9 protein-coding genes are annotated in these 12,665 nt (G+C 52.2%); 4 read left to right on the forward strand and 5 right to left on the reverse strand.

The genetic code is table 11. The annotated features are described in order from the left end of the window. Positions 1-131: 131 nt before the first annotated feature. From dapB to caiF, 4 genes are all read left to right on the forward strand, one after another. Positions 132-953 (forward strand): 4-hydroxy-tetrahydrodipicolinate reductase, encoded by an 822-nt coding sequence (dapB, locus tag A9587_RS08420; protein WP_000543592.1) that lies wholly within the window; start codon positions 132-134, stop codon positions 951-953. Positions 954-1,409: 456 nt separating this feature from the next. Continuing rightward, on the forward strand, positions 1,410-2,558 hold the full coding sequence (carA, locus tag A9587_RS08425) for a glutamine-hydrolyzing carbamoyl-phosphate synthase small subunit (RefSeq protein WP_001517722.1): 1,149 nt from the start codon (positions 1,410-1,412) through the stop codon (positions 2,556-2,558). A 17-nt stretch (positions 2,559-2,575) separates the two neighbouring features. Continuing rightward, positions 2,576-5,794, forward strand: coding sequence for a carbamoyl-phosphate synthase large subunit (gene carB / locus A9587_RS08430; protein WP_001126327.1), 3,219 nt, complete (start codon positions 2,576-2,578; stop codon positions 5,792-5,794). A gap of 260 nt (positions 5,795-6,054) precedes the next feature. Further along, entirely contained in the window at positions 6,055-6,450 is a 396-nt protein-coding gene (gene caiF, locus A9587_RS08440; protein ID WP_000333133.1) for a carnitine metabolism transcriptional regulator CaiF, read from the forward strand. 118 nt (positions 6,451-6,568) lie between these two features. Here caiF and caiE read toward each other — a convergent pair whose 3' ends face one another. From caiE to caiA, 5 genes are all read right to left on the reverse strand, one after another. Further along, positions 6,569-7,159 carry a carnitine operon protein CaiE gene (gene caiE / locus A9587_RS08445; protein WP_105263656.1) on the reverse strand — a complete coding sequence of 197 codons (591 nt, stop codon included), beginning with the start codon at positions 7,157-7,159 and terminating at the stop codon, positions 6,569-6,571. A gap of 5 nt (positions 7,160-7,164) precedes the next feature. Continuing rightward, positions 7,165-7,950: a crotonobetainyl-CoA hydratase gene (gene caiD / locus A9587_RS08450; RefSeq protein ID WP_016249597.1), complete on the reverse strand. Its 786-nt coding sequence runs from the start codon at positions 7,948-7,950 to the stop codon at positions 7,165-7,167. Between the two features lie 106 nt (positions 7,951-8,056). Then, a complete protein-coding gene (caiC, locus tag A9587_RS08455; RefSeq protein ID WP_016262853.1) occupies positions 8,057-9,610 on the reverse strand; it encodes a crotonobetaine/carnitine-CoA ligase in 1,554 nt (517 codons plus the stop codon). Positions 9,611-9,682: 72 nt separating this feature from the next. Beyond that, positions 9,683-10,900: an L-carnitine CoA-transferase gene (gene caiB, locus A9587_RS08460; protein WP_000349948.1), complete on the reverse strand. Its 1,218-nt coding sequence runs from the start codon at positions 10,898-10,900 to the stop codon at positions 9,683-9,685. 607 nt (positions 10,901-11,507) lie between these two features. Further along, positions 11,508-12,650: a crotonobetainyl-CoA dehydrogenase gene (gene caiA, locus A9587_RS08465; RefSeq protein ID WP_000347138.1), complete on the reverse strand. Its 1,143-nt coding sequence runs from the start codon at positions 12,648-12,650 to the stop codon at positions 11,508-11,510. Positions 12,651-12,665 lie beyond the last annotated feature (15 nt).

Genomic DNA, 12,665 nt, shown 5'->3' on the forward strand with positions numbered 1-12,665 from the left:
ACTCATGCCTTTCACTGATATCCCTCCCTGTTTATCATTAATTTCTAATTATCGGCGTTTTTGGCTGGCGGCGTAGCGATGCGCTGGTTACTCTGAAAACGGTCTATGCAAATTAACAAAAGAGAATAGCTATGCATGATGCAAACATCCGCGTTGCCATCGCGGGAGCCGGTGGGCGTATGGGCCGCCAGTTGATTCAGGCGGCGCTGGCGTTAGAGGGCGTGCAGCTTGGCGCGGCGCTGGAGCGTGAAGGATCTTCTTTACTGGGCAGTGACGCCGGTGAACTGGCTGGAGCCGGAAAAACCGGCGTTACCGTACAAAGCAGTCTGGATGCGGTAAAAGATGATTTTGATGTGTTTATTGATTTTACCCGTCCGGAAGGCACGCTGAACCATCTGGCATTTTGTCGCCAGCATGGCAAAGGGATGGTGATTGGCACGACGGGTTTTGATGACGCAGGCAAGCAGGCGATTCGTGATGCCGCCGGGGATATTGCGATTGTCTTTGCCGCCAACTTTAGTGTCGGCGTTAATGTGATGCTTAAGCTGCTGGAGAAAGCCGCTCAGGTAATGGGTGACTACACGGATATCGAGATTATTGAAGCACATCACAGGCATAAAGTGGATGCGCCGTCGGGCACTGCGCTGGCGATGGGAGAGGCGATTGCCCATGCACTGAACAAAGATCTGAAAGATTGCGCAGTTTACAGCCGTGAAGGTCATACCGGTGAACGAGTGCCAGGCACCATTGGTTTTGCCACCGTCCGTGCCGGCGACATCGTTGGCGAACATACCGCCATGTTTGCCGATATTGGCGAACGTCTGGAGATTACGCATAAGGCTTCCAGCCGCATGACCTTTGCTAACGGCGCGGTAAGATCGGCTTTGTGGCTGAATGGCAAAGAAAGTGGGCTTTTTGACATGCGAGATGTGCTTAATCTCAATGCGTTATAACAACAAAACATTAGTGTTGATGCAAAAATAACACATCTAACTTTATAATTATAAAGGGCTTTAAATTTTAGCCCTTTTATTTTGATTGTTCTTATTATTAATTGGTGTGAGTTGCTAAAAATATCATGTTTTGTTGGTGATTTTTGTTGTTTTAATGTAAATTTTGACCGTTTGGTCCACTTTTTATCTGACGAAATTGGTTTTATACATTCTTCTCTCTGCGCAAGCGTTTTCCAGACTATGTTAGATGATATTTTTGCCGCTTAATGCCATCAAAATATGTGTGATGCATAAAATCATATAATAAATACCGCGATTGAGTTGACTTTTAGCTTCCATATCTCCAGAATGCCGCCGTTTGCCAGAAATTCGTCGGTAAGCAGATTTGCATTGATTCATGTCATCATTGTGAATTAATATGCAAATAAAGTGAGTGAATATTCTCTGGAGGGTGTTTTGATTAAGTCAGCGCTATTGGTTCTGGAAGACGGAACCCAGTTTCACGGTCGGGCCATAGGGGCAACAGGTTCGGCGGTTGGGGAAGTCGTTTTCAATACTTCAATGACCGGTTATCAAGAAATCCTCACTGATCCTTCCTATTCTCGCCAAATCGTTACTCTTACTTATCCCCATATTGGTAATGTCGGCACTAATGACGCCGATGAAGAATCCTCCCAGGTACATGCACAAGGTCTGGTGATTCGCGACCTGCCGCTGATTGCCAGCAACTTTCGTAATACCGAAGACCTCTCTTCTTACCTGAAACGCCATAACATTGTGGCGATTGCCGATATCGATACCCGTAAGCTGACGCGTTTACTGCGTGAGAAAGGCGCACAGAATGGTTGCATCATCGCGGGCGATAACCCGGATGCGGCGCTGGCGTTAGAAAAAGCCCGCGCGTTCCCTGGGCTGAACGGCATGGATCTGGCAAAAGAAGTGACTACCGCTGAAGCCTATAGCTGGACACAAGGGAGCTGGACGCTGGCTGGCGGCCTGCCGGAAGCGAAAAAAGAAGACGAGCTGCCGTTCCATGTGGTGGCCTACGATTTCGGTGCTAAGCGCAACATCCTGCGGATGCTGGTGGACAGAGGCTGCCGCCTGACTATCGTTCCGGCGCAAACGTCTGCTGAAGACGTGCTGAAAATGAATCCGGACGGCATCTTCCTCTCGAACGGTCCTGGCGACCCGGCTCCATGCGATTACGCTATTACCGCCATCCAGAAATTCCTCGAAACTGACATCCCGGTATTTGGCATCTGCCTCGGTCATCAGTTGCTGGCGCTGGCCAGTGGCGCGAAGACGGTCAAAATGAAATTTGGTCATCATGGCGGCAACCATCCGGTTAAAGATATTGAGAAAAATGTGGTGATGATTACCGCCCAGAACCACGGTTTTGCGGTGGACGAAGCAACATTACCTGCAAATCTGCGCGTGACGCATAAATCCCTGTTCGACGGTACGTTACAGGGCATTCATCGCACCGATAAACCGGCATTCAGCTTCCAGGGGCACCCTGAAGCCAGCCCGGGGCCGCACGACGCAGCTATGTTGTTCGACCACTTTATCGAGTTAATTGAGCAGTACCGTAAAACCGCTAAGTAATCAGGAGTAAAAGAGCCATGCCAAAACGTACAGATATAAAAAGTATCCTGATTCTGGGTGCTGGCCCGATTGTTATCGGCCAGGCGTGTGAGTTTGACTACTCTGGCGCGCAAGCATGTAAAGCCCTGCGTGAAGAGGGTTACCGCGTCATTCTGGTGAACTCCAACCCGGCGACCATTATGACCGATCCGGAAATGGCCGATGCGACCTACATTGAGCCGATTCACTGGGAAGTAGTACGCAAAATTATCGAAAAAGAGCGCCCGGATGCAGTTCTGCCAACGATGGGCGGCCAGACAGCGCTGAACTGTGCACTGGAACTGGAGCGCCAGGGCGTACTGGAAGAGTTCGGCGTAACCATGATTGGTGCCACCGCCGACGCGATTGATAAAGCAGAAGACCGTCGCCGTTTCGACGTGGCGATGAAGAAAATCGGTCTGGAAACCGCGCGTTCCGGTATCGCGCACTCAATGGAAGAAGCACTGGCGGTTGCTGCTGACGTGGGCTTCCCGTGCATCATTCGCCCCAGCTTCACTATGGGCGGTAGTGGTGGCGGTATCGCTTATAACCGCGAAGAGTTTGAAGAAATTTGCGCTCGCGGTCTGGATCTCTCCCCAACCAAAGAGCTGCTGATTGACGAGTCGCTGATTGGCTGGAAAGAGTACGAGATGGAAGTGGTGCGTGATAAAAACGACAACTGCATCATCGTCTGCTCTATCGAAAACTTCGATGCGATGGGCATCCACACCGGTGACTCCATTACCGTAGCGCCAGCCCAGACGCTGACCGACAAAGAATATCAAATCATGCGTAACGCCTCGATGGCGGTACTGCGTGAAATCGGTGTTGAAACGGGCGGTTCCAACGTCCAGTTTGCGGTTAACCCGAAAAACGGTCGTCTGATTGTTATCGAAATGAACCCGCGTGTATCCCGCTCTTCGGCGCTGGCGTCGAAAGCCACTGGCTTCCCGATTGCCAAAGTGGCGGCGAAACTGGCGGTCGGTTACACCCTCGACGAACTGATGAACGACATCACCGGCGGTCGTACTCCGGCCTCTTTCGAGCCGTCCATTGACTACGTGGTCACCAAAATTCCTCGCTTTAACTTCGAGAAATTTGCCGGGGCTAACGACCGTCTGACCACCCAGATGAAATCGGTTGGTGAAGTGATGGCGATTGGTCGCACGCAGCAGGAATCGCTGCAAAAAGCCCTGCGCGGCCTGGAAGTGGGCGCGACCGGTTTCGATCCGAAAGTGAGCCTCGATGATCCGGAAGCCCTGACTAAAATCCGCCGTGAACTGAAAGATGCAGGCGCAGAGCGTATCTGGTACATCGCAGATGCCTTCCGTGCGGGCCTGTCTGTAGACGGCGTCTTTAACCTGACCAACATTGACCGCTGGTTCCTGGTACAAATTGAAGAGCTGGTGCGTCTGGAAGAGAAAGTGGCAGAAGTGGGTATCACTGGCCTAAACGCTGACTTCCTGCGCCAGTTGAAACGCAAAGGTTTTGCCGATGCGCGTCTGGCTAAACTGGCAGGTGTGCGCGAAGCGGAAATCCGCAAACTGCGCGACCAGTACAACCTGCACCCGGTCTACAAACGCGTTGATACCTGTGCCGCAGAATTTGCGACTGACACTGCGTACATGTACTCCACCTATGAAGATGAGTGCGAAGCGAATCCGTCCACGCGTGACAAAATCATGGTGCTCGGCGGCGGCCCGAACCGTATCGGCCAGGGTATCGAGTTTGACTACTGCTGCGTACACGCCTCGCTGGCGCTACGCGAAGACGGTTTTGAGACCATTATGGTTAACTGTAACCCGGAAACCGTCTCCACCGACTACGACACTTCCGACCGTCTCTATTTTGAGCCGGTAACCCTGGAAGATGTGCTGGAAATTGTGCGCATCGAGAAACCGAAAGGCGTTATCGTCCAGTACGGCGGTCAGACCCCGCTGAAACTGGCGCGCGCGCTGGAAGCCGCTGGTGTACCGGTTATTGGCACCAGTCCGGATGCCATCGACCGTGCGGAAGACCGTGAACGCTTCCAGCACGCGGTTGACCGTCTGAAACTGAAGCAACCGGCGAACGCCACCGTTACTGCTATTGAGATGGCAGTTGAGAAGGCGAAAGAGATTGGTTACCCGCTGGTGGTGCGTCCGTCTTATGTTCTTGGCGGTCGGGCGATGGAGATCGTCTACGACGAAGCCGACCTGCGTCGTTACTTCCAGACCGCGGTGAGCGTGTCCAATGATGCCCCCGTGCTGCTGGATCACTTCCTCGATGATGCGGTAGAAGTCGATGTGGACGCTATCTGCGACGGCGAAATGGTGCTGATTGGCGGCATTATGGAACATATTGAGCAGGCTGGTGTGCACTCTGGTGACTCAGCGTGTTCTCTGCCTGCATACACGTTAAGTCAGGAAATTCAGGATGTAATGCGCCAGCAGGTGCAGAAACTGGCCTTCGAATTGCAGGTGCGCGGCCTGATGAACGTGCAGTTTGCAGTGAAAAACAACGAAGTCTACCTGATTGAAGTTAACCCGCGTGCGGCGCGTACCGTTCCGTTCGTCTCCAAAGCCACCGGTGTTCCGTTGGCGAAAGTGGCGGCACGCGTGATGGCAGGTAAATCGCTGGCTGAGCAGGGCGTGACTAAAGAAGTTATCCCGCCGTACTACTCGGTGAAAGAAGTGGTACTGCCGTTCAACAAATTCCCGGGCGTTGACCCGCTGTTAGGGCCAGAAATGCGCTCTACCGGGGAAGTGATGGGTGTTGGTCGCACCTTCGCTGAAGCGTTTGCTAAAGCACAGTTGGGCAGCAACTCCACGATGAAGAAACAGGGCCGTGCGCTGCTCTCCGTGCGCGAAGGCGACAAAGAGCGTGTAGTGGACCTGGCAGCAAAACTGCTGAAGCAGGGCTTCGAGCTGGATGCAACCCACGGTACAGCGATTGTGCTGGGTGAAGCGGGCATCAACCCGCGTCTGGTTAACAAGGTGCATGAAGGTCGTCCGCACATTCAGGATCGTATTAAGAATGGCGAATATACCTATATCATCAACACCACTTCAGGCCGTCGCGCGATTGAAGACTCCCGCGTGATTCGTCGCAGTGCGCTGCAATATAAAGTGCATTACGACACCACCCTGAATGGCGGTTTCGCTACCGCAATGGCGCTGAATGCCGATGCGACCGAAAAAGTGATTTCGGTACAGGAAATGCACGCGCAGATCAAATAATGGAGTGTCATGGCGGATATGTTTTATCCGCCATTTTGATCAAATATCTAATACGGTTCTCTGATGAGAACCGTTTTTTTTTACCAATAAGGAAAATCTTTCCTGAAATCTATATTTTTGATGATGTAAGCAGGATTTAGCTCACACTTATCAACAGTGAAGTTGCATATTATCGATATAACTACAATTTTAATATGGCCTTGTTTAATTGCTTAAAACGAGTCATAGCCAGATTTTTAATTTGTGAAACTGGAGTTTGTATGTGTGAAGGATATGTTGAAAAACCACTCTATTTGTTAATTGCCGAATGGATGATGGTTGAAAACCGGTGGGTGACGGCAAGAGAGATCTCTATTCATTTCGATATTGAACACAGCAAGGCGATTAATACCCTGACTTATATTCTGTCGGAGGTCGCAGAAATAAGCTGCGAAGTTAAGATGATCCCTAATAAGCTGGAAGGGCGGGGATGTCAGTGTCAGCGGTTAGTAAAAGTGGTTGAGATTGATGCACAAATTTATGCGCGTCTGCGGAATAATAGCCGGGAAAAATTAGTCGGCGTAAGAAAGACGCCGCGTATTCCGACCGTTCCGCTCACGGAGCTTAACCGCGAGCAGAAGTGGCAGATGATGTTATCAAAGAGTATGCGTCGTTAATTTAATCTTGTGGATATCGCGAGACCTGGTTGCCGGATGCGATGCTGGTGCATCTTATCTGGCCTACGGGAGCTCTCCGGCCAGGTCGGATAAGGCATTTACGCCACGTCCGACGATGTTACCGCTTTGGCGTCACATTCGTCGTCCCCTGTAAACGGGGGCGATTTTCCTCCATTTGCCTCAACGGTTGTGTTTCTCGTAACGATGCATGGCAGCGCCCGACCAAATCCTGATATTCTTTGGTATTCAACCGCTTCCAGTGCAACTCTTCATCGCTGACGCTGCGCACCGCACGGGCTGGCGTGCCCATCAACAACTGACGTTTCTTGCCGCTAAAGCCCGCTTTGACAAAACTCATGGCGGCAACAATGCTTTCTTCGCCAATGACCGCGCCATCCATAATCACGCTGTTCATCCCGACCAGGGCATCACGGCCAATCATACAGCCATGCAGGATAGCACCATGACCGATATGACCGTTTTCCCCCACAATGGTGTCAGTGTCGCAGTAGCCGTGCATGATGCAGCCATCCTGAATATTGGCTCCTGCTTGTACAATCAGCCGTCCGTAATCACCGCGTAGCGAGGAGAGGGGGCCGATGTAAACGCCGGCTCCCACAATTACATCGCCAATCAATACTGCACTGGGATGAACAAACGCCGTCGGGTGAACCACCGGAATTAACCCTTCAAAGGCGTAATAGCTCACGGTTGTTAACGCCCTTTCCACACTGGATCGCGCTTCTCAGCAAACGCCAGTGGCCCTTCAATGGCATCTTCCGAATGCAGCACTGCAGGGTAATGTTGCAACACGCCGCTGCGAATAAAACGATACGCCTCTTCGACCGGCATTTCGCTGGTGGTGCGGTAGATCTCTTTTAGCGCCGCAATCGCCAGCGGGGCGCTATTAACCAGTTGCTGTGCCAGTTCGCGGGCGTTATCCATTAGCTCCGCCTGGCTAACCACGCGGTTGACAATCCCCCAACGCAGCGCCTCTTCTGCGCCCATCCGTCTGCCAGTCATCACCATTTCATTGACGATAGCAGGCGGCAGGATCTTCGGCAGACGCAGCACGCCGCCGCTGTCCGGAACGATGCCCAGTTTAGCTTCCGGTAGGGCAAAACTGGCGTTATTGGCACAAACAATAAAATCTGCTGCCAGCGCCAGTTCAAAGCCACCGCCAAAGGCGTAGCCGTTCACGGCTGCGATGACCGGTTTATCGAGATTGAAAATTTCAGTTAATCCGGCAAAACCGCCTGGGCCGAAGTCAGCATCTGGTGCTTCGCCTTCTGCTGCCGCTTTTAAATCCCAGCCAGCGGAAAAGAATTTTTCTCCGGCACCGGTAATAATGGCGACGCGTAATTGCGGATCGTCACGGAAATTAAGAAATGCTTCGCCCATTTCAAAGCTGGTTTTAGCATCAATTGCATTAGCTTTTGGGCGGTCAAGGGTAATTTCCAGAATTGATCCATTGCGGGTCAGATGTAATGATTCACTCATTCCTTTTCTCCATTTTTGCTTTTTCAGGGACGACAATGCCCTGCAAAAAATGCATATTATTTTATGGTGTGATTATTAGCTGGCGAGATAATTCCCGCGGTTTCATTTATTTAAGATTCTTTCTGATTATTTTCCCCGAACAGTTACGCGGCAGATCTTTTCTGATTTCCAGATAAGATGGCACTTTAAATTTCGCCATATTCTGCTCACAGAAGAAGAAAAATTCTTCTTCGCTCAATGTTTCGCCTTCATTCAGCACCACAAACGCTTTGATGGCTTCATCACGAATAGAATCTTTAATACCAACGACCACAATGTCCTGAATTTTTGGATGCGCGGAGATAATATTTTCCAGCTCTACACAAGAGACATTCTCGCCACCGCGTTTGATCATATTGCAGCGACGATCGACGAAGTAAAAAAAGCCCTCTTCGTCGCGGTATCCCGTATCGCCGGTATGCAACCAGCCATCGGCTTCCAGGACTCTGGCGGTGGCCTGCGGATTGAGAAAATATTCTTTGAAGATGGTTTTCCCTGGTTCGCCTTTAATGCAGATTTCGCCAATCTCCCCCGCGGGGAGTGGGCGATTGTGATCGTCGCGGATCTCCGCTTCGTAGCAAAATCCTGCACGACCAATCGACGGCCAGCGACGCTTATCGCCGGGGCGATCGCCGATAATGCCGACGATGGTTTCTGTCATCCCGTAAGACGTCAGCAAGCGGACGCCGAAGCGTTCACAAAACGCGTCTTTTTCCTGCACTGACAGGTTGAGGTAAAACATCACTTCCCGCAGGCAGTGTTGCCTATCGTTCGCAGAAGGTGGTTGTACCATCAGGGTGCGGATCATCATCGGAATACATTCGGTGACGGTGGCGCGATACTTTTGTACTTGCCCCCAGAAGGCGCGGGCGCTGTATTTTTCCACCAGCACAAAGGTCGCACCCGCCGAAAATGCCGCCATCGCCGCAGTACACTGGCAATCGATATGAAACGCAGGCATCACCGTCAGGTAGACATCATCGTCACGCACTGCACATTGCCAGGCGGAGTAATATCCGGCGAAGCGCAGATTGTAATGGGTAATTACCACCCCTTTCGGGCGGGAGGTTGTACCGGAGGTAAAAAGAATTTCCGCCGTATCGTCGGTCGATAACGGCGGTGCATAGCACAAGGTTGCAGGTTGCTGAGTTTTTAGTTGTGCAAACGAACTGGCACCATCACCAGCGGGAAGCGCCACATCGGTCAGGCAAATATGCCGTAGTTGCGTGGCATCTTCCTGCTGAATCTGCCGATACATAGGATAAAATTGTGCACTGGTCACCAACAGACACGCCTGGCTGTTTTGCAGGATCCACGCGCTCTCTTCACGCAGCAGTCGGGCATTAATCGGCACCATAATCGCGCCAATTTTTGCCAACCCGAACCAGCAAAAGATAAACTCCGGGCAGTTGTCGAGATGCAGCGCGACCTTGTCGCCTTTGCGAATTCCCAGCGTATAAAACAGGTTTGCCGTGCGGTTAATTTCTTGATTTAACTCAAGATAACTATACCGGTTGACGTTCCCGCCGCTGGATTCACAAATTAGCGCCGTTTTATGACCGTAAACGTCCGCCAGATCGTCCCACATTTGACGTAGATGTTGTCCGCCAATGATATCCATTGCACCTCTATCCATTTTGTTCGTTTGTTATTGGGCGGGTGCTAGTCAGGCAAGCCAACTAGCACCACGCGTTTAGTCCTCAACTTTGGCCAGACCTTTGCTGACCAACTCCTGAATGTCGTTTTCGCTGTAGCCGATGGTTTTCAAAATGGCAGCGGTGTCCATGCCGTGCGACGGCATTCCGCGCCAGATTTGGCCAGGGTTATTTTTGAATTTCGGCATAACGTTCGGCCCTTTGCAGGTACGGCCATCCATCGTTTGCCACTGGGTGATTGATTCGCGGGCAACGTACTGTGGATTGCTTTCCAGCTCCGGCACGGTCAGCACTTTGGCGCAGGCGATATTCAGTTCGGCAAAGCGTTCTTTTACTTCTGCTATCGTGTGTGCCGCCAGCCAGGCATCGAGTTTCTCTTCTACCAGAGGGCCGTAAGGGCATTCGATACGGTGGATAAGCTGAGTGCCTTGCGGAATTTCCGGCGTACCGAGCAGATGCTCGAGGCCAATATCTTTAAAGCACTCTGCAATCTGGGTAATGCCCACCAGTTCCATCACGATGTAGCCATCGGCACATTTGTACAGACCGCAACCGGCGTAGTAGGGATCTTTCCCTTTGGTCATGCGCGGGCACATTTCGCCGCCGTTGAAGTAGTCCATCATGAAGTACTGACCCATGCGCAGCATCACTTCATACATGGCGATGTCGATGCTTTCGCCTTTGCCGGTTTCGCGCACTTTATGCAGTGCTGCCAGCGCCGCGGTGGTGGCGGTCAGGCCGGAGAAGTAGTCAGCGGTGTACGGGAAAGCAGGCATTGGCTGGTCAACATCGCCGTTCTGAATCAGGTAGCCACTGAAGGCCTGTGCAATGGTGTTATAGGCTGGAAGATTGGTGTACTCCTCGGTGCCATACTGACCAAAACCGGACAGGTGAGCGATAACCAGTTTCGGGTTGTGCTGCCATAGCACTTCATCAGTAATGCCACGGCGAGCAAAGGCCGGGCCTTTACTGGCTTCGATGAAGATATCGGTGGTTTCCATTAATTTCAGAAACGCTTCGCGGCCTTCATCTTTGAAGATATTTAACGACAGCGCGTGCAAATTGCGGCGGGAAAGCTGCGGGTAATTTGGTTGAACGCGGATGGTGTCGGCCCAGGCGACGTTTTCGATCCAGATAACTTCTGCGCCCCATTCTGCGAACATTTGTCCGGCGAACGGCCCGGCGATTTCGATACCGGAGAAGACAACCCGTAATCCGGCCAGCGGCCCGAATTTCGGCATCGGTAGATGATCCATTATTAGCTCCTGAAAAATGTGTGTAGCCTTTGTAAGCCTGATAAGCGAAGCGCATCAGGCATCGCCGCACGGTTGCCGGATGCGGCGTAACCGCCTTATCCGGCCTACAATTTGTGCTCTTGTAGGCCTGATAAGCGAAGCACATCAGGCATCGCCGCACGGTTGCCGGATGCGGCGTAACCGCCTTATCCGGCCTGCATTTGTGCTCCCGTAGGCCTGATAAGCGAAGCACATCAGGCATCGCCGCACGGTTGCCGGATGCGGCGTAACCGCCTTATCCGGCCTGCATTTGTGCTCCTGTAGGCCTGATAAGCAAAGCGCATCAGGCATCGCCGCACGGTTGCCGGATGCGGCGTAACCGCCTTATCCGGCCTACAATTTGTGCTCTTGTAGGCCTGATAAGCAAAGCGCATCAGGCATCGCCGCACGGTTGCCGGATGCGGCGTAACCGCCTTATCCGGCCTGCATTTGTGCTCCCGTAGGCCTGATAAGCGAAGCACATCAGGCATCGCCGCACGGTTGCCGGATGCGGCGTAACCGCCTTATCCGGCCTGCATTTGTGCTCCCGTAGGCCTGATAAGCGAAGCGCATCAGGCAGCGCACGGACTTAGCGGTATTGCTTCAGCACCGCACGACCCAGCGTCAGGATCTGCATTTCGTCAGATCCTCCGGAGACGCGGTCTACACGCAGGTCACGCCAGAAGCGGCTGATGCGGTGGTTGCCCGCAATCCCGACACCGCCCAGCACCTGCATTGCGCTGTCCACCACTTCAAATGCCGCATTGGCGCAGAAGTATTTGCACATTGCCGCATCGCCAGAAGTAATGGTGCCGTTATCCGCTTTCCATGCTGCTTCATAGAGCATGTTTTTCATGGAGTTTAATTTGATCGCCATATGGGCGAATTTTTCCTGAATCAACTGAAAACGACCGATCGCTTCACCAAACTGCACGCGCTGGTTGGCGTAGCGCGCCGCATCTTCAAAGGCGCACATCGCAGTACCGTAGTTGGTGAGGGCTACCAGGAAACGTTCGTGGTCGAACTCTTCTTTTACGCGGTTAAAGCCGTTACCTTCGCGACCGAACATGTCTCTCTCGTCCAGTTCCACATCGTCAAAGGTGATTTCACAGCAGCTATCCATACGCAGACCGAGCTTCTCAAGTTTGGTCACTTTGATTCCTGGTTTGCTCATATCGACAAACCATTCGGTGTAGACAGGTTTGTCCGGAGAAGCGCCGTCGCGCGCCATCACCACGATATATGGGGTGTAGGCGCTACTGGTAATAAAACACTTACTACCATTAAGATAAATCTTACCATCTCTACGGGTATAAGTCGTTTTCAGGCTACCCACATCGGAACCAGCGCCCGGTTCGGTAATCGCTGAGTTCCACATCTGCTTACCGGTGCCGCGGAAAGCCATGATCTTGTCGATCTGCTCCTGTGTACCTTCACGCAGGAAAGTGTTGAACCCGCCCGGCAACTGGTACAGCACATAAGTTGGTGCCCCCAAACGACCCAGTTCCATCCACACTGCGGCGAGGGTAACGAATCCCGCGTCCAGACCACCGTGCTCTTCCGGGATCAGCAGACTGTCGATACCCATATCCGCCAGGGCTTTGACAAAACGCTCCGGGTAGACGCTGTCACGGTCACACTGGGCAAAATAGGCTTCCCAGTTTTCGCTGGCCATCAGTTCTCGGATACCGGCGACAAACAGTTCCTGCTCATCATTTAAATTAAAATCCATCTTTCAACCTCTTGA

The sequence above is a fragment of the Escherichia sp. MOD1-EC6162 genome, assembly GCF_002965125.1.
Classification (GTDB): Bacteria; Pseudomonadota; Gammaproteobacteria; order Enterobacterales; family Enterobacteriaceae; genus Escherichia; species Escherichia marmotae.